The 20325-nt window shown below is 51.9% G+C and carries 23 protein-coding genes; 22 read left to right on the top strand and 1 reads right to left on the bottom strand.

The genetic code is table 11. The features are described 5' to 3' along the window. Positions 1-434: 434 nt before the first annotated feature. The 12 genes from tyrS to WMO29_RS06220 all read left to right on the top strand — a co-directional run bounded on the left by tyrS (position 435) and on the right by WMO29_RS06220 (position 11589). On the top strand, positions 435-1667 hold the full coding sequence (gene tyrS / locus WMO29_RS06275) for a tyrosine--tRNA ligase (protein WP_349164209.1): 1233 nt from the start codon (positions 435-437) through the stop codon (positions 1665-1667). A gap of 1 nt (position 1668) precedes the next feature. Next, entirely contained in the window at positions 1669-1917 is a 249-nt protein-coding gene (locus tag WMO29_RS06270) for a kinase (protein WP_349164208.1), read from the top strand. Positions 1918-2006: 89 nt separating this feature from the next. Then, a complete protein-coding gene (gene alaS / locus WMO29_RS06265) occupies positions 2007-4646 on the top strand; it encodes an alanine--tRNA ligase (RefSeq protein WP_349164207.1) in 2640 nt (879 codons plus the stop codon). A 103-nt stretch (positions 4647-4749) separates the two neighbouring features. Then, positions 4750-5763 (top strand): stage III sporulation protein AA, encoded by a 1014-nt coding sequence (gene spoIIIAA, locus WMO29_RS06260; protein ID WP_349164206.1) that lies wholly within the window; start codon positions 4750-4752, stop codon positions 5761-5763. Beyond that, the gene (locus WMO29_RS06255) at positions 5736-6254 is read left to right on the top strand and encodes a stage III sporulation protein AB (RefSeq protein ID WP_178039356.1); all 519 of its coding nucleotides are present in this window, start codon (positions 5736-5738) and stop codon (positions 6252-6254) included. The genes spoIIIAA and WMO29_RS06255 overlap by 28 nt, the downstream gene beginning before the upstream one ends. Before the next feature lie 19 nt (positions 6255-6273). Beyond that, a complete protein-coding gene (gene spoIIIAC / locus WMO29_RS06250; RefSeq protein ID WP_158362197.1) occupies positions 6274-6468 on the top strand; it encodes a stage III sporulation protein AC in 195 nt (64 codons plus the stop codon). 27 nt (positions 6469-6495) lie between these two features. Continuing rightward, the gene (locus tag WMO29_RS06245; protein WP_349164205.1) at positions 6496-6879 is read left to right on the top strand and encodes a SpoIIIAC/SpoIIIAD family protein; all 384 of its coding nucleotides are present in this window, start codon (positions 6496-6498) and stop codon (positions 6877-6879) included. Between the two features lie 2 nt (positions 6880-6881). Further along, positions 6882-7928: a stage III sporulation protein AE gene (locus WMO29_RS06240; RefSeq protein ID WP_178039358.1), complete on the top strand. Its 1047-nt coding sequence runs from the start codon at positions 6882-6884 to the stop codon at positions 7926-7928. A 9-nt stretch (positions 7929-7937) separates the two neighbouring features. After that, on the top strand, positions 7938-8324 hold the full coding sequence (locus WMO29_RS06235; protein ID WP_349164204.1) for a stage III sporulation protein AF: 387 nt from the start codon (positions 7938-7940) through the stop codon (positions 8322-8324). After that, the gene (locus tag WMO29_RS06230; protein ID WP_349164203.1) at positions 8281-8892 is read left to right on the top strand and encodes a SpoIIIAG-related protein; all 612 of its coding nucleotides are present in this window, start codon (positions 8281-8283) and stop codon (positions 8890-8892) included. Before WMO29_RS06235 ends, WMO29_RS06230 begins: the two co-directional genes overlap by 44 nt. After that, positions 8889-9563: a SpoIIIAH-like family protein gene (locus WMO29_RS06225; RefSeq protein ID WP_349164202.1), complete on the top strand. Its 675-nt coding sequence runs from the start codon at positions 8889-8891 to the stop codon at positions 9561-9563. Before WMO29_RS06230 ends, WMO29_RS06225 begins: the two co-directional genes overlap by 4 nt. Before the next feature lie 139 nt (positions 9564-9702). After that, positions 9703-11589: a BglG family transcription antiterminator gene (locus WMO29_RS06220; RefSeq protein WP_349164200.1), complete on the top strand. Its 1887-nt coding sequence runs from the start codon at positions 9703-9705 to the stop codon at positions 11587-11589. Between the two features lie 3 nt (positions 11590-11592). Here WMO29_RS06220 and WMO29_RS06215 read toward each other — a convergent pair whose 3' ends face one another. Then, a complete protein-coding gene (locus tag WMO29_RS06215) occupies positions 11593-12354 on the bottom strand; it encodes an SDR family NAD(P)-dependent oxidoreductase (protein ID WP_349164199.1) in 762 nt (253 codons plus the stop codon). Positions 12355-12632: 278 nt separating this feature from the next. Between WMO29_RS06215 and WMO29_RS06210 the strand changes: the two genes are divergently transcribed. From WMO29_RS06210 to WMO29_RS06165, 10 genes are all read left to right on the top strand, one after another. Then, the gene (locus WMO29_RS06210; protein WP_349164198.1) at positions 12633-13673 is read left to right on the top strand and encodes a zinc-dependent alcohol dehydrogenase; all 1041 of its coding nucleotides are present in this window, start codon (positions 12633-12635) and stop codon (positions 13671-13673) included. Between the two features lie 42 nt (positions 13674-13715). After that, positions 13716-14543, top strand: a complete 828-nt coding sequence (locus WMO29_RS06205; protein ID WP_178039365.1) for a ketose-bisphosphate aldolase — start codon at positions 13716-13718, stop codon at positions 14541-14543. 16 nt (positions 14544-14559) lie between these two features. Next, a complete protein-coding gene (locus tag WMO29_RS06200) occupies positions 14560-15051 on the top strand; it encodes a PTS sugar transporter subunit IIB (RefSeq protein WP_178039366.1) in 492 nt (163 codons plus the stop codon). Positions 15052-15096: 45 nt separating this feature from the next. After that, positions 15097-15834 carry a PTS sugar transporter subunit IIC gene (locus tag WMO29_RS06195; protein WP_178039367.1) on the top strand — a complete coding sequence of 246 codons (738 nt, stop codon included), beginning with the start codon at positions 15097-15099 and terminating at the stop codon, positions 15832-15834. Continuing rightward, the gene (locus tag WMO29_RS06190; RefSeq protein WP_349164197.1) at positions 15835-16659 is read left to right on the top strand and encodes a PTS system mannose/fructose/sorbose family transporter subunit IID; all 825 of its coding nucleotides are present in this window, start codon (positions 15835-15837) and stop codon (positions 16657-16659) included. It abuts the gene before it with no gap. Positions 16660-16781: 122 nt separating this feature from the next. Then, positions 16782-17192 (top strand): hypothetical protein, encoded by a 411-nt coding sequence (locus WMO29_RS06185; protein ID WP_349164196.1) that lies wholly within the window; start codon positions 16782-16784, stop codon positions 17190-17192. Between the two features lie 2 nt (positions 17193-17194). Next, a complete protein-coding gene (locus tag WMO29_RS06180) occupies positions 17195-18091 on the top strand; it encodes an alpha/beta hydrolase fold domain-containing protein (protein WP_349164195.1) in 897 nt (298 codons plus the stop codon). Between the two features lie 11 nt (positions 18092-18102). Further along, positions 18103-18537 carry a hypothetical protein gene (locus WMO29_RS06175; RefSeq protein WP_349164194.1) on the top strand — a complete coding sequence of 145 codons (435 nt, stop codon included), beginning with the start codon at positions 18103-18105 and terminating at the stop codon, positions 18535-18537. After that, on the top strand, positions 18537-18953 hold the full coding sequence (locus WMO29_RS06170) for a PTS sugar transporter subunit IIA (RefSeq protein ID WP_178039372.1): 417 nt from the start codon (positions 18537-18539) through the stop codon (positions 18951-18953). The genes WMO29_RS06175 and WMO29_RS06170 overlap by 1 nt, the downstream gene beginning before the upstream one ends. A gap of 29 nt (positions 18954-18982) precedes the next feature. Further along, complete coding sequence (locus tag WMO29_RS06165) at positions 18983-20155, top strand: iron-containing alcohol dehydrogenase (RefSeq protein ID WP_349164193.1); 1173 nt, start codon at positions 18983-18985, stop codon at positions 20153-20155. Positions 20156-20325: the final 170 nt, after the last annotated feature.

Raw genomic sequence — 20325 nt, 5'->3', positions numbered from 1 at the left:
TAGAAGTCGGAGGGAGCGGACAGAAAGCAGCCGGGCGATGAGAGGCGCGCGTATCTCCTGATTTTGAATACATCCCCGAGCTTCGCACCGAACCCATTTCCGGAAGCAGTTTTCCGGGGCAGGAAGTAGGCTGCGACGGAATCCCGCACCCGTTAGCGTGCTAGAGTGTCGATACCGGGCACTTGAAGAGGTAAGCAGCGCGAGCTGTTTATGAAAAAAGGTGGTAACACGAGCGTAGCCCTCGTCCTTTTATAAGGATGAGGGTTTTTTTACGTAAGCAATGAGCCGTGCATTCTGGGCTACAGGAACATTTTTCATGCTTGCATGGGAAATGTGGATGGAGCCCGGAATATAGGGCGAAGCCCGTGAACCCTGGCCTTGAAAAAGCCAGGGTTTGCACAGCAGAGTGAATTTCTAATTAGGAGGAAGAGAACATGGCAGAAAATATTTATGACGTACTCATGGAGCGCGGCTTCATAGAGCAGTGTACCCATCCGGAGGAGGTAAGAGAGCTCCTCGGAAAGGAAAAAGTAACCTTTTACATCGGCTTTGACGCCACTGCAGACAGCCTGACCGCAGGACATTTCCTGACCATCATGGCTATGATGCATATGCAGCGGGCAGGACATCGTCCCATCGCCCTTCTTGGCGGCGGAACCACCATGGTGGGAGACCCCTCCGGCAAGTCCGATATGCGTAAGATTATGACAAAGGAAACCATCCAGCACAATGCGGACTGCTTCAAGAATCAGCTGTCCCGTTTCATCAACTTTGACAACGACAACGCGATTCTGGCGAATAACGCGGACTGGTTGCTGGATCTGAATTATGTGGATTTCCTGCGTGAGGTGGGAGCGCATTTTTCAGTAAATCGTATGCTGAACGCGGAGTGTTACAAGCAGAGAATGGAGAAGGGACTGACCTTCTTTGAGTTTAATTACATGATCATGCAGTCCTACGATTTCCTGAAGCTGAATCAGATGTACGGCTGTCAGATGGAGCTGGGCGGCAATGACCAGTGGTCCAATATCATCGGCGGCGTAGAGCTGATCCGGAGAAAAGAGAACAAGCCGGCTTACGGCCTGACCTTCAAGCTTCTGACCACCAGCGAGGGTATCAAGATGGGCAAGACCATGAAGGGCGCTGTATGGCTTGATCCGGAAAAGACCTCTCCCTACGAGTTCTACCAGTACTGGAGAAACATCGAAGATGTGAAGGTAGAGGAGTGTCTGGGACTTCTGACCTTCCTGCCGATGGACGAGGTTCGTCGCCTGGGAGCTCTGGAGGGCGCGGAAATCAATCACGCAAAAGAGGTTCTGGCATACGAGATTACCAAGATTGTACACGGCGAGGAAGAAGCTAAGAAAGCGCAGGAGGCTGCAAGAGCCCTGTTCGCCAACGGCGGCAAGACCGACGATATGCCCACCACAACCTATGCGAAGGCCGACCTGGACGAGGGCAAGGATATCCTGACTCTTCTGGTGGAGACAAAGCTGGCTCCCACCCGTTCCGAGGCGAGACGTCTGGTACAGCAGGGCGGCGTGACGGTCAATGATGTAAAGGTAACAGATGTGTACCAGAAATTTACCACCAATGATATGGACGCCGACGGAGCGTTGGTGCTTCGTAAGGGCAAGAAGGCATACCACAAGGTAAAGGCTGATTAATATGGAAGAAAGACAGTATCTTTCCCGCGTCCGCGCCTTCCTGAAGAAAAAGGGCTGGGAATATGAATATACGGAGGAGGACGGGCTTGGCAGCATCGACTTCTCCTACCGCGGCGTCCCCTATCACATCTGGGAGTTTGAGGAAAACGGTGAGCGCGGCGCAGAGACCAATCTCTACCACGGCGGCCGTCAGCAGGAGGTCCTCGGCGACTACGAGGAAGAGCTGATCCGGGAAATGAAGCGCTGGTAATTGACAAACCCTATTCCAGAATTTATAATAAAAAAGATTTTAGAATAGAGAGAGCCTGTGTAACGAGATATGGGCTTAGGAGGGAACAAATGAAACAGTATGGCGTAAATGAACTTCGAAGAATGTTCTTGGAATTTTTTGAGAGCAAGGGACATCTGGCAATGAAGAGTTTTTCTCTTGTACCTCACAATGATAACAGTCTTCTGCTGATTAACTCTGGTATGGCTCCGCTGAAGCCGTATTTCACCGGCGCGGAGATTCCGCCCCGCCGCAGAGTGACCACCTGTCAGAAATGTATCCGTACAGGCGATATTGAAAATGTAGGAAAGACCGCCCGTCACGGCACCTTCTTTGAGATGCTGGGCAATTTCTCCTTCGGCGATTACTTCAAGGACGAGGCGATTCACTGGACCTGGGAGTTCCTGACCGAGGTGGTGGGACTGGACAAGGATCGTCTGTATCCGTCCGTTTACGTGGAGGACGACGAGGCGTTCAATATCTGGAATAAGGAAATCGGGATTCCGGCAGAGCGGATCTTCCGCTTCGGCAAGGAGGATAACTTCTGGGAGCACGGCGCAGGCCCCTGCGGTCCCTGTTCCGAAGTATATTATGACAGAGGCGAGAAGTATGGCTGCGGCAAGCCGGGCTGTACCGTAGGCTGCGACTGCGACCGCTACATGGAGATCTGGAACAACGTATTTACCCAGTTTGACAACGACGGCCACAACAACTATACCGAGCTGAAGCAGAAGAACATTGATACCGGTATGGGTCTGGAGCGCCTGGCAAGCGTGGTGCAGGACGTGGATTCCATCTTTGACGTGGACACCGTAAGAGCGCTCCGGGACAAGGTTTGCGAGCTGGCTCACACCGAATACAAGAAGGACGAACAGAAGGACGTATCCATCCGTCTGATTACCGACCATATCCGTTCCGCCACCTTCATGATTTCCGACGGCATCATGCCCACCAATGAGGGACGGGGCTATGTACTGCGCCGTCTGATCCGCCGGGCAGCCCGCCACGGACGTCTTCTGGGTATCGAAGGCAAGTTCCTGGCAAAGCTTAGCGAGACTGTCATCGAGGGATCCAAGGACGGTTATCCGGAGCTGGACGAGAAGCGCGAGTTCATTTTCAAGGTTCTCGATCAGGAGGAAGAGAAATTCAATAAGACCATCGACCAGGGCTTAAGCATTCTGGCAGAGATGGAAGCAGAGATGGAAGCAAAGGGCGAGAAGGTGCTTTCCGGTGAGAATACCTTCAAGCTGTATGATACCTATGGCTTCCCGGTAGACCTGACAAAGGAAATCCTGGAGGAGAAGGGGCTGTCCGTAGACGAGAAGGGCTTCCAGGCAGCCATGGAGGAGCAGCGTGTCAAGGCAAGAGAGGCCCGCGCGGTGACCAACTACATGGGAGCCGACGCTACCGTGTACGATCAGATCGATCCGAAGGTGACTTCTGCCTTTGTAGGCTATGACAGCCTGACCGCAGAGTCCGAGATTACCGTACTGACCACCGACAGCGAGCTGACAGAGGCGCTGACCGACGGCCAGAGCGGAACCATTTTCGTAAAGGAGACCCCGTTCTACGCTACCATGGGCGGTCAGCAGGGTGATACCGGCGTGATCCGTTCCGAGAACGGCGAGTTCGAGGTACAGGATACCATCAAGCTCCGCGGCGGCAAGATTGGCCATGTGGGACGTGTGACCAAGGGTATGTTCAAGGTATCCGATCAGGTAACCCTGGAGGTGGCAGCCAAGAAGCACGCAGACACCTGCAAGAACCACAGCGCGACCCATCTGCTGCAGAAGGCGCTGAAGACGGTACTGGGCAGCCATGTAGAGCAGAAGGGCTCTCTGGTTACACCGGATCGTCTCCGCTTTGACTTCTCTCATTTTGAGGCTATGACACCGGAGGAGATCGAGAAGGTTGAGGCTCTGGTAAATCAGGAAATCCAGGCAGCGCTTCCGGTTGTGACGGACGTTATGGATATCGAGGAAGCGAAGAAGACCGGAGCGATGGCTCTGTTCGGCGAGAAGTACGAAGAGAAGGTGCGTGTGGTATCCATGGGCGACTTCTCCAAGGAGCTTTGCGGCGGTACCCATGTGGCGAACACCTCTCAGATCATGGTATTCAAGATTGTATCCGAGGCAGGTATCGCTGCGGGCGTGCGTCGTATCGAGGCGCTGACCGGCGACGGCGTATTTGCTTATTATAAGAATGTGGAGGAGCAGCTTCAGGAGGCAGCTAAGACAGCCAAGACTACTCCGGTAAACTTAACTGAGAAGATTGAGCATCTGCTGGCAGAGATCAAAGAGCTGCACAGCGAGAACGAGGCTCTGAAGAGCAAGGCGGCGAAGGACGCCCTGGGCGACGTGATGGATCAGGTGAGAGACATAAACGGCGTCAAGGTACTGGCAGCCAAGCTGGAGGGCGTAGATATGAACGGTCTCCGGGATCTGGGCGATCAGCTGAAGGAAAAGCTGGGTGAAGGCGTGGTCGTATTGGCCAGCGCCGTTGATGGCAAGGTAAGTCTCATGGCCACCGCCACTGACGGAGCTCAGAAGAAGGGCGCTCACGCAGGCAACCTGATTAAAGCCATTGCAGGCCTCGTAGGAGGTGGCGGCGGCGGACGTCCCGGCATGGCACAGGCCGGCGGCAAGAATGCGGATGGCATCGACGCAGCCATCGCCAAGGCAGCCGAGGTAGCAGCCGAGCAGATGAAATAAAAATTACACAGATGTATATCAGAGAACCGGCAGGAGCGAAAGCAAACTGCCGGTTCTTTTTTTGGCCTGCCCTCACATATATTGTCTTAAGAGGTGAGAGGACATGCAGCCAACTAATTCACAACCAAAAACAGAATCATATCAGGTATCGCCGCCCCCACAGGAAGCAATTTCCGCTATCCTGTCCCTGCCGCTCCGCCAGCTTCTGAAAAAAGTCAATTTAGACTGGAAAGAGCTGCAGGAAATCCGCCTGTCTCAGGCGCGCCCCTTGACTCTTTGGTATCGGGGACGGGAAACCTTCCTGACCGAGGATGGCTATGAAACGGGAAGCCCAAAATCCGCTCACCAGGTCACTGCACAGGAGCTCCGCGAAACCCTGGAATTTGCCGGAGCCTATTCCCTCTATGCTTATGAGGATGAAATCCGTCAGGGGTATCTTACCCTGCCCGGCGGTCACCGCATCGGCGTCACAGGAAAAGCAGTGACGGAAAACGGCCAGGTTAAAACCCTTCGCTATATCACCAGTCTGAACATTCGAGTCGCCCATGAGGTCAAAGGCTGCGCCGACGCCGTCCTGCCCTGGCTCTACAGCTCGGAAGGCCTCTGCCATACGCTTCTGATCTCCCCGCCCCGCTGCGGTAAAACCACATTGCTGCGGGATCTAATCCGTCAGATCTCCAATGGCCGTACCGGTTTTCGGGGAATGCGGGTAGGCGTAGTGGATGAGCGAAGCGAAATTGGCGGAAGTCACTTAGGCGTTCCGGGCCTGGATGTGGGAGTGCGAACTGACATTCTGGACGGCTGTCCCAAAGCCGAGGGCATGATGATGCTGGTGCGTTCCATGTCCCCGGAGCTCATCGCCGTGGATGAGATAGGTGGAAATGCAGATATGGAAGCTATGGAAAACGCCATTTCCTGCGGCTGTCGCATCCTGGCCACCGTACACGGAAGCAGCCTGGAGGAGATTCGTCAAAAGCCCCTGGTTTCGGGACTTTTGCAGACGGGAATTTTCGAACGCTTCGTGGTGCTGGATGCGCGGCATGGACCGGGAACCGTGCGAGCCATCCTGGACGGAAAGGGGAAGATCCTATGCTCAAAATCACAGGCGCCTGCCTGATTTTATGTTCGGCGGCAGGCATTGGGGCAAGCTTCAGCGGTGATTTAAAACGGCGCGTACGGGAGCTCCGTATCCTGAAACAGCTGGTCTACATGCTTCAGGGTGAGATACGCTACGCCCGCCTGCCTCTTCCGGAGGCATTCTGTCATGTGTCTGTGCGGCTGCCAGTGCCCTTCGGTACTTTTTTGTCCGAAACTGCGGACGAGCTGAAAAAAGCGGATGGACGGACGCTGGGAGAGGTCTGGAAAATGGAAGAGGCAAAGCATCTGAAGGGACTGCATCTGGTGCGGGCTGACCTGGAGCAGCTGGAGAGTCTGGGCGAGGTGCTGGGGTATCTGGACGCGGAAATGCAGCTCGCAGCCATCCGGCTTTATCTGGAACAGCTGGAGAACAGTATCGCTGAGGCGCAGGAGCATATGGGCAGCAGGCAGAAGCTTTATCAGAGCCTGGGGATCGCAGGCGGTGTATTCCTGGTGATACTTTTGCTTTGATTTCACAGAGGGAGGAATTATGAGTGTGAATCTCATTTTTAAAATCGCGGCAGTGGGAATTCTGGTGTCAGTTATCTGTCAGGTCCTGAAGCACAGCGGACGGGAGGAGCAGGCCTTTCTCACCAGTCTGGCGGGACTGGTACTGGTGCTGTTCTGGATTCTGCCCTACATCTTTGAACTGTTTGATACTATGAAGCAGCTGTTTGCACTCTAGCTTCATTTCAGGAGAGGGGGAAATGAGATGATCCAGGCAGTCATGATTGGAATTACCGGCGTTTTTCTGGCGCTGTTTCTGAAACAGACAAAACCGGAATATGCCGTCTGTGTCAGCGCCGGAACGGGTATTTTGCTGCTTTTTCCTGTGGCAGAGCGCTTAAGTCTGGTGATAGAAAATATCCGTCTGATTCAGAGTGCCATTTCCATCCAGAGCGCCTACATTCAGGTATTGCTGAAAATCATCGGCATCACCTACATCTCAGAATTTGCCGCCGATATCTGTCGGGACGCAGGCTGCGCGGCAGTGGCCGGGCAGATCGGCGTTTTCGCGAAGCTGTCCATTCTGGCGGTCAGCATGCCTATCGTGAGCGCGCTGCTTCAGACGATACAGAGCTTCCTGGGAGGGTGAGTATGGACACGTTTACACTGGAACAACTGGATTTTTCGGAGATTCAGAGGGCCATGGACGAGATCCTGAACCAGAGCTTTTCCTTTCGGGATACGGTGCTTTCCCTGCTGTCCGGGGAGCAGCCCTTTACGCTGGAGAGCTTTTTTCGGACGGCGCTTACGGAAGCGGGACGGAGCTTCACCCAGGATAAACAGATATTTGTGTCGATTCTGGTACTGGGGATTGCGGCGGCGCTCCTTAAGAATTTTACTGACGTATTTAAAAATGATCAGATCGGGGAAATCAGTTTTGAAATGACCTATCTGCTGCTGTTCCTTTTGCTGCTGCAGGTATTTTCCGGGGCGGCAAAGCTGGCTGGGCAGGTATTCGCTTCGGTGCAGGAGTTTATGAAGGCCCTGATTCCGGCCTGGTGCCTGGCGGTGACCCTGTCGGCGGGCGGTGCTACAGCGCTGGTGTTTTACCAGTTCCTGCTGGGCCTTATCTACGCGCTGGACTGGCTGATTGGCGAGGCGCTGCTGCCGGTATTGAACCTGTATATGCTTCTGGTTTTCATCAATCATCTGACAAAGGAGGAATACCTGTCCCAGATGACCGAGCTTACGGGAAAAGCGGTGGGCTGGGCGCTGAAAATTCTGCTAACGGTGGTGATGGGGTTCAACACGATTCAGGGGATGATTACCCCGGCCATTGATTCCCTGAAAAATACAGCTTTTACAAGGGCCGCCCGGATGCTGCCCGGCGTCGGTAACGCGGCAGGCGGCGTGGCCGATGTGCTGCTGGGCTCTGCGGTGCTTCTGAAAAATGGCGTGGGCGCGTCTGCGGTGCTGGTGCTGGCTCTGCTTTGCCTGGGACCGCTGGTGCAGCTTGGCGTGCTGACCCTGCTTTTAAAGGGAACCGCCGCCCTGATTCAGCCGGTTTGTGATAAGCGCTTTTCGGGCTGTGTGTCCGGGGCTGGAGAGGGCGTAAGACTTTTATTTCAGGCGGTTTTTACAGTGACCGTGCTCTTTGTGGTGACCATTGTGGTGGTGACCGTGTCGGTGCGTGGGTAGGAGGCAGGGATGAAAGAGTTTCTATATGGCTGGATTCGTGACATCGCGTTTTATGCTATCCTGATGACCGTAATTCTCCATCTTCTGCCGGAGGAAGGCCAGAAGAAATATGTCCGTTTTTTCATGGGGGTTGTGCTGATGCTGGTGGTGCTGTCGCCTCTGTTATCCGTGGCAGGCCTGTCTGGTACGCTGGACAGCATTTACGCAGAGCAGACCTATGACGAGGAGCTTCAGGATTTCACGCGGCGGCAGGCGGAACTGGAAGCGGACTATGCGCGGGAGATAGAAAAGCGGAAGCAGGAGATGACCGGGGACGGCACAGAAAATCCGGCGGACGGAGAGGAGGAGCAAGGTGGAAGCTCAGACATCAAAGTGGAAATTGTACTGGATGAGTAAGCTGAAGAAGCCGAAAAAGGAGCAGCTGGTGGTACTCCTGCTTTTTGGTGTTTTGCTGGTGGTAATTGCACTTCCGACTACGACGGGGACTATGGGGGCAGACAAAAAAGACGCGGACATTTCCGGGACACAGGGGGCAGCAGGGACAGATACTGCCACATTAACCTATGAAGAACAGCTGGAAAAGCGTCTGTCTGCCATCCTAAGCCAAGTGGCAGGCGCAGGTCGGGTGGAGGTCATGGTGACTCTGGAATCCCGGGGAGAACGGATCGTGGAGAAGGATACGCCGGAATCCCGGAAAAGTGTGGAAGAAACGGACAGCAGTGGCGGAAGCCGCACCACCGACGAGCAGGACTGGGGCGAAGAGACGGTATATTATGAGGACGGCAGCGGCGGCAAAAGCCCCTATGTGGTGAAGGAGCTGGAGCCGAATATCGAAGGAGTGTTGGTGTTGGCGGAGGGCGGCGACAGTGCCGTGGTGAAGCAGGAGCTTCTGGAGGCTGTGCAGGCATTATTTCCCATCGAGGCGCATAAAGTAAAAATAATGAAGTTGGAGGGTGCAAAGTGAAAAACATATTTAAAAAGAACCAGATGATCATCACCGCGCTTGCCATTATGATTGCGGTGGCCGGGTATTTAAACTATTCCGGCAGCAAGCTTAGTGGTGCAAAGGTACAGACCGGAGGCGACGCCTCTGTCACGGATGAAGCGTCCGCCGCGGACGACATTTCCGCGGAGGATCTCTATGCCCAGACCGGACTGGAGGAGCTGCAGTTCGCGGATGGCGATATCCAAAGCCTGGATTCCGACGGGGAGGAGACGGCGGAAGTGGAGGAGGGAGAAGAACCCGGCGAGGCGGTGCTGGCCAGCTCTTCGGCGGGAACCGGCTTTGCGGCGGAGGCGAAGCTTAGCCGGGAGCAGCTGCGTTCCAAAAACAAGGAAACCCTTCTGGAGGTTATCAACAATACCAATATCTCCGAAGCCCAGAAGCAGGAGGCAGTGGACAGCATGGTGGAGCTGACGGATATCGCCGAGAAGGAAGCGGCGGCGGAAATCCTGCTGGCAGCCAAGGGCTTCGAGGACGTGGTGGTCAGCATCACCGACGGCCAGGCCGATGTGGTGGTTAATATGGAAAATGTGGACGACGCGGGCAGGGCCCAGATCGAGGATATCGTAAAGCGGAAAACCGGGATCTCCGGAGAGAATATTGTGATTACGCCGGCGGCGCAGACGGAGTAGAGGTGGGTTTACAGAAAAGAAGATTTCTTGTATAATCAGACATGAAATGATATAAAAAATGTTAGAAACAAACAGGAAAGAGCAGTTCCTGACAAAAGGGACTGCTCTGAAGCGATGTTACAGAAAAGAGAAGAGACTCATGGCGAACTTAAATACGAGACAGAAAAAATGTTTGGAGCTCTTATTAAATGAGAAAGAATTTCGCTCCGCCAAGTATCTGGCGGAAAAACTCCAGGTATCGGACAAAACAGTTTTACAGGATATCAAGGCGATTCAGGAATATCTGAATCCATTTCATGTGACCTTGATTCGCAAGACGGGAAGCGGTATTCTGCTTCCGGAGAAAGCCAGGGGAAATCAGGAACTGCTGAACGGCCTGCGCAGCAGCGCGGGTGAGGAAGGCTCTGTGCCTGCGGAATTCAGGCGGATGGAGATTATCAAACGTCTGCTTTTGATGGATGAGAGCTGCCTGTCGATACAGAAGCTTTCAGATGAATTCTATGTGAGCAGAGCCAGTATCGTCAATGATTTTAAGGCCATTGAGAACTGGGTGGCTGATTACGGGCTGACGCTGGTAACCAGCCGGAAGGGCAGAAGCCTGGAAGGGCCGGAAAAAGGAATTCGCCATGCGATTGCAGCCTGGGTACGGGAGAATAATCCGTCCAAGAATACGGAGATTACGCCGGGCGAGTATATGCAGTCCGGCGAAGAAGAAACACATTTTATTCATACGGGTTTTTTTACAGAGGAAGAAGTAGAACTGTCCGGCGAAGTTATGCGGTATCTGGAACAGCAATGCAGCCACACGATTACGGAGCCTTATTACAGCTATCTGCGGGATCATATACTGATCTGCGCGTCCCGAACCAGGAGAGGCCATTTTATCGAATGGGATGAGCATAAATTCCCGAAAATTCAGCCGGTGCTGCTGAATTTCGCGAAGGAGCTCCTGGGAATAATCCGTAAACACTGGGAGGCGGCAGAGCAGGAGAGCTTTTATCTGTACCGCTATCTGGTATCCTCTGATATTGTGCCGGGAAAACAGGAGTATCCGAGAAAATCGGAGCAGAACTGTCTGGAGGAGACGGATTTTGCGCCGGTGCTGGTAAAGGAGCTGAGTCACTATATGCTGAAGGCTTTGCGGATCACAGTGGAGCCGGATTCTCAGCTGATGGAGGGACTGCTGGCCCATGTACGTCCGCTTCTGAACCGGGTGAAGTACGATATCCGGATTCAGAGCCGGATTCTGGAGGATATGGAGGCCAATTACGGAGAACTGCTGGGACTGTGTCAGGCGGCGCTCTGGTGTATCTGCCGGAAATACGGCAGGAAAGAGATAAGCATCAAGGAAGTATCTTACATTGCAATCTACTATCAGGCAATGCTGGAAGCCAAACGCATGGAAAAGAAGATTCTGGTGGTCACGAACAGCGGATTTGGGGCGACACAGCTGCTGGAAACCAAGCTGCGCCAGTATTTTCCGACTTATCGTATCCTGGACGTGGTATCCATGATTCAGCTGGAGAAGCTTGCGTCTATGGAGCCTGTCGATTTTATTATTTCCACGGTGCCGCTGAAGAATATGGGAATTCCCTGTATCCAGGTGTCAGGCGTCATGTCGGACACAGATATCCGGAATATCCAGGATACCATCGCAGCCAGCTGGCTGGAGACGGATTTTTCGCTGGAGCGGCTGAGAAGGCAGTATGAAGAAGGAAATTTCGCACTGTATACGGTGGAGCAGGTAAAGGATAACTTTTTCCGCGGGACAATGCCTTATCAGGGAAAACGTCTGTCCTGGGGACATTGTCTGCAGGTGGCTATCGGTATTAACGCAGATGAGAAAACCTATGTATACCGCAGAGAAAATGAGACGGAAGTCTGGCACCTGGTCAGCTATGCCCGTACCTACGACGGGCTGCTGGAGCAGCTGGCAGAATCTTATCAGATTCTCTGCAGCTCCAAAGGCAGAGAAATGATGGAGAGATGTTACTCGACGGAGGATTTGAAACAGCTCTTCCTGTAAATATTACAGCATGGTGCCGCCGGAACAGTCGATGACAGCGCCAATGATCTGCCGGGACAGAGGCGAACAGAGGAAAGCGGTGATGTTTCCCATATCTTCCGGTGTGGCCCAGCCGATGCGCAGATCCTTTTCTTTGGCTTTGCACTGGGGCGATTCCGGATCCCGGTAATAATTACTGAGAACATAACCGGGGACAATGGCGTTTACAAAAATGTCGTCTTCGATCAGATCATTTGCCATACGCTGGGTCAGGGTTGCGATAGCGCCCTTGGCCGTGGCGTATGGTATTTTATTGTGACTGGCGCTGTGGAAGGCTGCTTTTGCGGAAACATTGACGATATGTCCGCCATGGGCGGACTTTTTACATTCCTTTACAAAGGCCTGGGACATGGTGAAGACATGGGACAGACAGCCGTTCATGCAGGCCTTCCACTGGTCAAAGGAAAGCTCCTCCATCGGCGTATTTTCCGGCGTGCCGCCGGCAGCGTTGTTGATCAGGATGTGGACAGTGGGAAAGAGTGTGAGTACCTTCTGGTAAAAAGTGTCAACTTCTTTCGGAATGGTGACGTCGGCCTGTATGGCATAGGCCTGTATACCGTATTGTGCGGTGAGCTCCCGTGTAAACTGGAGCGCCCTTTCGGTATCGGAACGGTAAGCCAGCGCCAGATGGACGCCTTCAGAGGCAAGAACCCGGGCAATTCCGGCTCCGATTCCCCTGGTGCCGCCTGTAATAATCGCGATTTTATCTGTCAGCTGTAAATTCATGTCTAAAAACCTCCTTTATCTGAATCAGGCTTATTATAATATGGTTTTCCTGCGCTTACAAGAGAAATCCGTCAAAATATACAAAACTAGAAAGATAGATATGTATAAAATAGTCAATGCGTACAATACTTCTGTATCGATACGGAAGCGCTTTGGTATTTTATGACGGAAGGGAACATGCTATAGTCTAGATAAAGTCAGAGACAGCAATGGAAGGGCTTGAAGGTTTATCGGAATGTGTGAAAAATGTGCACAAGCATCAGAAAGGAGATAAAGAAATGAAAGTAGTAGCGATTACAGGCGAGCGCGAGGTTGAAGTTCGTGAAGTGAAGAAACCTGTGCTCGGTAAGAACCAGGTTATGATGAAGGTGAATGGCTGCGCGCTCTGTACCTGGGAGCAGCGTATGTACTCCGGAGTTATTAAGTATATTACACCCCCGTTTGTGGGCGGACATGAGGTGGCAGGTGAGATTGCGGAGATTGGCGAAAACGTTGATCCGAAGGCATATCCGATTGGAAAGAAAATCGTGGCAAACCTGATTAAGAAGCCCTGCGGAAAATGTTATTTCTGCCGTCACGGCATGGAAAATCTCTGCAAGATGGCAGATGATATCGATGATGGTTATGAGATTCCCGGAACAGCAGGACTTGGCGAGTATATTAAACTGAATCTGGATCAGGTATACTTCATGCCGGATGACATGCCCACAGAAAAGGCTGTGTTCGCAGAGCCGCTGGGCTGCGTTATCCAGAGCGTCAACCAGACCACCATCAACCTTGGCGATAATGTGGTCGTTATCGGCGGCGGTATCATGGGACAGCTCCATGTGATGTGCGCAAAGGCAAGAGGCGCTTACGTAATCATGAGCGAGATTGACCCGGAGAGAAGAAAGCTTGCCGAGGAGCTTGGCTGTGATCTGACCTTCAATCCGATGGAAGAGGATGCGGTTCAGTTTGTAAAGGATCACACTGACGGTATGGGTGCCGAAGCAGTATTTAATACCACAGCTGTGGCAGCTGTTGCAGAGCAGGCCATCAAGATGACAGCTCCCGGAGGAACTGTAGTGATGTACAGCTCCGTACATGCCGGCAAGGAGGTTCCGCTGGATGTAGGATATGTTCACAGCAAGGGCGTGAAGATTACAGGAACCAAGAGCCCGAGCGTTCGTTCCTTTACCGAGTCTGTAAACTGCCTGAGAAAGGGTATCATCGACCCGTCCAGACTGGTCAGCGGTGTATTTACTCCGGAGCAGTGCAAGGAAGCGTTTGAGACAGCACTTCGCCCGGATACCTTCCGCTGCATCATCGAGTATAAATAAGACAACCGAAGAACCGACAGAAAATAAGGAGGAAAACATCACATGTTAGCAAATATCAAAGACATTCTGACAAAAGCAAAAGCGGAAAACTACTGCGTTCCGGCACTTGGAATCGGTAATGAAATCAACTTCATGGCGTGCCTGCAGGCGGCAGAGGAGAAGCGTTCCCCGGTTATTATGCTGTTCATGTACGGCAAGAACGACATCATGCGTTTCGGAAAATGGGCGCGTGAGCAGGCTGCACAGGCCAGCGTTCCGGTATCCATTATCCTGGACCATGGCGCAGAGTACGAGCATGCTATCTGGGCTATCCACGCAGGCTTCACAGACATCATGGTAGACCGCTCCAAGCTTCCGTTTGAAGAAAATATGGCACAGGTAAAGGAACTGACCAAAATCGCGCATGCATGCGGTATGGGCGTAGAGGCAGAGCTGGGACATGTGGCCATGGGCGATGAGAGCGTATTTACCCGTCCGGATGAGGCGAAGAGATTCGTTGAGGAGACTGGCGTAGACGCGCTGGCTGTAGCCATCGGAACCGCGCACGGCGCGTATAAGGATACCCCGAAGCTTCAGTTTGAGCTGCTGGAGGAGCTTCGCGATACCGTTCCGGTACCCCTGGTACTGCACGGCGGATCCGGTACAGGTGATGAGAACCTGAAGAAGGCCTGCAGCATGGGAATCAATAAACTGAATGTTGCTTATGAGTTGTACACAGGAGCAATTGACAGCTATAAGAACTATAAGGAATCACTTCCGGAGAACTTCAGAAGCTGGGCACCGTACGATCTGTATGAGAAGCTGGGCGAAGGAGCAAAGGCTGTAGCGGCACATCACATGGACCTGTGCGGATCTACCGGAAAGGCATAAGGAAAGGAGGAAAAACATGAGAAACGTTGTCCTGGCAAGAATCGATGAGAGATTACTGCATGGACAAGTCTGTACCAAATGGATGCAGGCGACCCATGCAAATGTAATCGTTCTTGCAGATGATGATCTGGTAAATGATAAGTTTACCTGTAAGATCTTTATGGGAATGAAGCCGGCTGGAACGGAACTGCAGATTTTCACCGTGGATCAGGCGATTGAATATCTGAAAGAGGATTCCCCTGAAAATGAGAAAGTGATGCTTCTGACCAAATGTGCGCAGAGTTTTCTGCGCATGAATGAAGCGGGAGTCGTATATGACAAAATCATCTGCGGTTCCGCGGCAGTCAGTGGCAACAAATACGGAAAACGGAAGAAGTTAATCCGGGATCTGTTCGCAAGCGACAGTGAAAAGGACGCTATGCGGGCATTGATTGACAAGGGAGTAACCATGGTCTACCAGCTGGCGATTGACAATGCACCGGTTGACTTGGCGAAATTGTTAAAATGAGATAGGCAAGCAAAAGATATGTAATGTTACAAGGAGGGTACAGTTATGACACTATTTCAAGCATTTTTGTGCGGTGTAATTTACTGGATTGGTAACAATTCCTTCGCACGAGGCTATTTCGTATTCAGCAAACCTCTGGTTGCAGGCTTCCTGGTAGGCCTGGTATTCGGAAAACCGCTGGAGGGCGCGATGATTGGTGCGCAGATCAACATGATTTACCTGGGATGGATTGGAGCCGGCGGAGCTTCCCCGGCAGACCCCTGTGCGGCTGGCGTTCTGAGTACCGCTTTTGTTCTGGCCACCGGTCTTGATATGGACGCGGCTCTGGTTCTGGCAGTTCCGGTAGGTCTGGTAGCTATCGCGCTGTACACGATGCTGATGACAGTTCTGGCTGCATGCGGACATCTGGCTCAGAAATTTATTGATGACGGCAAAATTAATTCTCTGTGGATTCCGGCCTGGCTGCTTCCACTGATTATTACCTTTATCGGATACGGTATCCCCTGTATGCTCTGCGCGTACTTCGGTTCCGATCTGGTATACTCTCTGGCAGACATACTGAACGGCAAGATTCTGACCGTTGTATCTCTTATCGGTGGTATGCTTCCTGCAGTTGGTATTGCAATCAACCTTTCCTTCATCTTCAAGGACGAGGCGCGCATCTGGCTTCTGGTAGGCTTTATTGCAGCCGCTTACTTAAGCCTGGGCCTGATCCCGATTGCGATGATTGGTTTTGTAGGCGCGGTTCTGTATTTCTATCGTACGAAAGCGGAGGTGGCATAAATGGCTGAAGTAGTAAAGGTTTCCAAAAGCACACAGAAGAAATCTATTTTAAACTGGTTTTTATCCTGTGCCGTAGGCGGCAACTATGAGTTCATGCACGGCGTTGGATTTATGTACTCCATGGTTCCGGTTGTAAAGGAACTGTATCCGAACGATGTGGAGAAGCAGAAAGAGACCCTGACACGTCATCTGACCTTCCTGAATACCGAACCTGAGGTAGGTACGGTTATCCACGGCGTAACCATCGCCATGGAGGAGCAGGTGGCAGCAGGAGCGGACTGCGACGCAGACCAGATCGTAGGCCTGAAATCTGCGTTGATGGGACCGCTGGCAGGTATTGGTGATTCCCTGATTCAGGGTATTATTATTCCGATTGTCCTGGCCCTGTGTATTGACCTGACCAACAACGGACTGGTTCTTGGACCGATTATTTACGCGGTTGCAATGTACGCCATTATGGTTGGCTGCATGTGGGCATGCTTCAAACTTGGTTATAATAAGGGCGGAGACGCCATCGTTGATGTGATGGCAGCAGGAACCCTGGATAAGATCATGAATGCAGCCGGTATCGTAGGATGCTGCGTTATGGGTGGTCTGATTGTAAATTACGTCAATCTGCAGTGCGCGCTGAATTTTACCATCAGCGGTACAGAGTTCAATATTCAGACAGCTCTGTTTGACGCCATCTGCCCGAAGATTCTTCCCCTTCTGCTGACTCTTGCATGTGTAAAGGCACTGCGCAGCGGAAAGAAGTCCATTCATATTATTCTGGCAATGGTAGTGTTTGCAATCATATTCGGTCTGCTTGGCATCTTCAGCGCGTAAGCGGAACGAAACAAATTTGACGGATTAGTTGAGACGGAGAGATGGCTGTCAGAGTGCAAGCACTCCGGCAGCCATTTTTGAAATCGGGATCTGACAGTACAAAGGGAAAGGAAGTTACGGATATGCGCTTTTGGAATAAACTGGAAAAAAGCTTTCTGCGCTCCCGTTCGGGCAAGCAACATGCGAAGACAGACATCCGGGAACGGTTCGACGCGGTGGACGAGGAGAAGCTTTCACACGATGGAGAGGCCATGCTGTCCTTTTACCGGCAGCAGGGAATCCGCGGTCATATCCGGAGCTTTCAGATCATTTTGGACGGGGCGCCTGTTTCGAAAATTGAGATGGAGAAGCAGTGCAACATTTTGTGTGAGCCGGGCTTCCATAAGATTCACATTAAACTGGACACCATGAAAAGCCAGATCTTGAATTTGAAAGCAGAAGCGGGAGTCCGATACTTTTTTGAAATTGCATGCACCATGGAAGAAGGCCTGATTCTGAAACAGGTGGAAATGGAGCGCATAGAGGAGGAATAGAGATGGAGCTTCGTTCTGAAAATGAGCGCTGGAGCATTCCGGCGCCGGATATGGAGGCTTCTCCGCTGACTGCGGAGGGTATGCGGGAACTGGAAGCAGATTTTTCAAAGGTCAAGATTGTAAAATACATTCGGGATGTGGAATTTGCCAATATCAACGGCGTATCTCTGAAACTGCAGCTTTTGCTTCCTTCTACGGTCGGGGACGGTGAAAAGCGTCCGTTGGTGCTCTTTATCCGCGGTTCAGCCTGGCAGAAGCAGAGCGTGGTTCCGGGCATTCCGCAGCTGGTGGAAATGGCGCGGCGCGGTTTTATCGTGGCAAGCGTGGAATACCGGCCTGCTCCGGGATTTCATTTCCCAACTCAGTCGGACGACGGCTGGCTGGCGCTTGAGTTTCTGCGGGAGCATGCGGAGGAGCTTGGCTGGGATACCGATAAGCTGGCAGCCTGGGGCAGTTCCTCGGGCGCGCATACGGCGCTTCTGATGGCTATGATGCCGGAATATCGGGAGCGTAGCCTGCGGATTGGCGCAGTAGTGGACTATTACGGTCCTGCTTATCTTCCGGCTATGATTGATTATCATTCCACATCCACCGAACATCTGGATGAGCTTCTGGGCGTGCCGGTAAAGGAACATCTTGATCTGGCGGAAAAAGCGAGTCCGGTATCTTATCTTGAAGGCGAGACGCCGGCCGTATTGATTCTGCACGGGGATAAGGATAAGAGCTGCAGCTTCGAACAGAGCGTCATTCTCTATCGAAGGATGCGCGAGGCCGGAAAAGACGCAACCATGTACCGGATGCATAACGCTGCCCACGGAGGTTCTCCCTTCTGGACGCCGCAGGTTCTTGATATCGTGGAAGCCTTCCTGTGCGAAAAGCTGAACTGGAAAAAGGCCTGAGGAGAACTGTTATGGAAAAAGCAAAATTTCATCCATTTCATATGATACGCGGCAGAAAAAAGAGCGATCAGGTGCTGGGATGGCAGTATGAGATGATTTATCTCGACGGAGATCCGCATAACCCGGAGCAGGCGATTGTTCATGTCCGGGTATTGGAAAAAGCTATTGTAATCCGGGCGAACGACGGAAAAGAAGAAACCTTCTGTTCCGTCATGATTCCCTATCCGCTGATAAAAGACGTGAAAATCTTGGAAATGGAAACGGGCCGGGAAATGGCGATGGGAGAAACGGGCAGGATGAGCGACGTCTATGACAAGGTGCTTTTAACCTATCAGGACGGCAACGAGCTCTGTACCTTGAAGCTGCAGATGTCTATGGCTGCAGATATGTATCAGAATTCAAAATTATGCAAAAATATGCAGGAATATATAAGGAGACATTTGTGATGGTGACAGTAATCTTGGTTTCCCATGGCGGAATGGCAAAGGGAATGGTAGAAAGTACGACAATGCTGATTGGAGATCAGCCGGATCTGGATTTTATCACGTTTGAGCCGGGCGAAGGACCGGACGATTTGACAGCAAAGGTAGAAAAAAGACTGAAAGAGGAGCTGGAAAAGGGAGACGTCATCATTATGACGGATATTCCCAACGGAACACCCTTTAACTGCGTAAGCAGACTGATGGAGCATTATAAGTTCCGTCACCTGACCGGGATGAATCTTCCGATGGTCATCGATGTGGTGAGCCAGCTGGGAGAGGATGCAGATGCGGACGCGCTCTGTGAAGGTACACTGGAGCCGTCTAAGGACGCAATCATTGATGTAAATGCATGGATGAAGGAACTGGGAATTCTGGAATAAAATTCCAGCCAGAGAATGAGGTGATTATTATGAATAATTTCTATGATTCACAGAAAACAAACGTAATTTTCGGAAAAGACACTCACAAAACCGTGGGAGAAGAAATAAAGAAATATGGTAACCGCTGCCTGATCGTGCACGACGGCGGAAGCTATCTGACCAAGATTCTGGAGGATGTTCGGGCGTCCCTGGATGCCAGCGGCATCTCTTATTATGAGCTGGGAGATGTAAAGCCGAATCCCCGTCTGAGCTACTGTAAGGAGTGTATCGAGAAGGTACATCAGGATCCGGTAGACTTTATTCTGGCTGTGGGCGGCGGTTCCGTTATGGATACCGCGAAATTTATCGCTGTACAGGCCAATATGAAGGAGAGCCTGTTTGTGAACCGCGATATTTTCACTCCGGATCCCGTTATTCCTCACGGTGTTATTTCTACACTGGGCGGAACCGGAAGCGAGCAGTCTCTGTGTGCGATGGTAGTAGATGACAGTCTGGAGGTTCCGGAGAAGGTTGGTCTTTACAACCTGGGCTTCTTCTTTGATTTTGCAATCATCAATCCGGAATTTGCCTATACCCTGCCGCCGAAGATGATGGCCTGCGGCGCTATGGATATCATGTCCCACTGCTGGGAAGTATACTTTGCCCCCATCAATGGAAATGAGATTATGGAGGGTTACTTCGAGGCTATCGTAAAGGCGGTTCTGAAGGAAGGTCTGGTGGCAAAAGAGGAACCGACCAACTACGATGCCCGTGCAAACCTGAATCTGGCCGCGATTATGGCCATGTCCAACACGAAGCCGGCAGCCGGAGAGATGGGAGACTGGGTATGCCATCATATGGAAAATCCGATTACTGTTACCTTCAAGAGAACTCACGGCGAGATTCTTTCCATTATCACAGACGCTTGGGTGAAATATGCATGGAAGAGCAATCCGGCCAAATTCGTACGTTGGGCTGTAAATTGCATGGGCGCGCGTCTCTATGACAACCAGGAGGATACCGTCATGGAAGGTCTTCGCAATCTGGAAGACTGGCAGAAGCGTATGGGTCTGCCCACCAGACTCAGCGACATTGGTATCAAGGCGGAGGACTGCAAGATCTGCGCAGAGAATGCCATGAAGATTTCCGGCACCGGAAAGGCGGGCGCATATTCAGGCTATGACGTGGATATGGTAATGGAGGTTTATAAGCTTGCAGAATAATTTCAATAAGACAATATCTAATCATCTGCCATGATTTATACAACTCGACAGAGAAGCCGCGGCATTCGAAAAATGTTTCGGAAACCGCGGTTTCTCTGTTTCAGGCGTGTTCATGGAGAAAATATTTTATGCGTTGACGAATGAAAAAAAGTTCGGTATGATAAACAGGA

The sequence above is a fragment of the Laedolimicola intestinihominis genome, assembly GCF_040096155.1.
GTDB classification, from domain to species: domain Bacteria; phylum Bacillota; class Clostridia; order Lachnospirales; family Lachnospiraceae; genus Laedolimicola; species Laedolimicola intestinihominis.
The sequence above is the reverse complement of the archived record's forward strand: the minus strand, read 5'-3'. Positions and strand labels throughout refer to the sequence as shown.

What these genes read in the sequence shown, in the direction of transcription:
- WMO29_RS06205 (WP_178039365.1), top strand. Translation starts at nt 13,716, where the DNA reads ATGTTAGCAAATATCAAAGACATTCTGACAAAAGCAAAAGCGGAAAAC.
- WMO29_RS06240 (WP_178039358.1), top strand. Translation starts at nt 6,882, where the DNA reads ATGGACACGTTTACACTGGAACAACTGGATTTTTCGGAGATTCAGAGG.
- WMO29_RS06255 (WP_178039356.1), top strand. Translation starts at nt 5,736, where the DNA reads ATGCTCAAAATCACAGGCGCCTGCCTGATTTTATGTTCGGCGGCAGGC.
- WMO29_RS06270 (WP_349164208.1), top strand. Translation starts at nt 1,669, where the DNA reads ATGGAAGAAAGACAGTATCTTTCCCGCGTCCGCGCCTTCCTGAAGAAA.
- WMO29_RS06220 (WP_349164200.1), top strand. Translation starts at nt 9,703, where the DNA reads ATGGCGAACTTAAATACGAGACAGAAAAAATGTTTGGAGCTCTTATTA.
- WMO29_RS06210 (WP_349164198.1), top strand. Translation starts at nt 12,633, where the DNA reads ATGAAAGTAGTAGCGATTACAGGCGAGCGCGAGGTTGAAGTTCGTGAA.
- alaS (WP_349164207.1), top strand. Translation starts at nt 2,007, where the DNA reads ATGAAACAGTATGGCGTAAATGAACTTCGAAGAATGTTCTTGGAATTT.
- WMO29_RS06170 (WP_178039372.1), top strand. Translation starts at nt 18,537, where the DNA reads ATGGTGACAGTAATCTTGGTTTCCCATGGCGGAATGGCAAAGGGAATG.
- spoIIIAA (WP_349164206.1), top strand. Translation starts at nt 4,750, where the DNA reads ATGCAGCCAACTAATTCACAACCAAAAACAGAATCATATCAGGTATCG.
- WMO29_RS06195 (WP_178039367.1), top strand. Translation starts at nt 15,097, where the DNA reads ATGACACTATTTCAAGCATTTTTGTGCGGTGTAATTTACTGGATTGGT.
- WMO29_RS06165 (WP_349164193.1), top strand. Translation starts at nt 18,983, where the DNA reads ATGAATAATTTCTATGATTCACAGAAAACAAACGTAATTTTCGGAAAA.
- WMO29_RS06190 (WP_349164197.1), top strand. Translation starts at nt 15,835, where the DNA reads ATGGCTGAAGTAGTAAAGGTTTCCAAAAGCACACAGAAGAAATCTATT.
- WMO29_RS06245 (WP_349164205.1), top strand. Translation starts at nt 6,496, where the DNA reads ATGATCCAGGCAGTCATGATTGGAATTACCGGCGTTTTTCTGGCGCTG.
- WMO29_RS06200 (WP_178039366.1), top strand. Translation starts at nt 14,560, where the DNA reads ATGAGAAACGTTGTCCTGGCAAGAATCGATGAGAGATTACTGCATGGA.
- WMO29_RS06185 (WP_349164196.1), top strand. Translation starts at nt 16,782, where the DNA reads ATGCGCTTTTGGAATAAACTGGAAAAAAGCTTTCTGCGCTCCCGTTCG.
- WMO29_RS06235 (WP_349164204.1), top strand. Translation starts at nt 7,938, where the DNA reads ATGAAAGAGTTTCTATATGGCTGGATTCGTGACATCGCGTTTTATGCT.
- WMO29_RS06175 (WP_349164194.1), top strand. Translation starts at nt 18,103, where the DNA reads ATGGAAAAAGCAAAATTTCATCCATTTCATATGATACGCGGCAGAAAA.
- WMO29_RS06215 (WP_349164199.1), bottom strand. Translation starts at nt 12,354, where the DNA reads ATGAATTTACAGCTGACAGATAAAATCGCGATTATTACAGGCGGCACC.
- WMO29_RS06180 (WP_349164195.1), top strand. Translation starts at nt 17,195, where the DNA reads ATGGAGCTTCGTTCTGAAAATGAGCGCTGGAGCATTCCGGCGCCGGAT.
- tyrS (WP_349164209.1), top strand. Translation starts at nt 435, where the DNA reads ATGGCAGAAAATATTTATGACGTACTCATGGAGCGCGGCTTCATAGAG.
- spoIIIAC (WP_158362197.1), top strand. Translation starts at nt 6,274, where the DNA reads ATGAGTGTGAATCTCATTTTTAAAATCGCGGCAGTGGGAATTCTGGTG.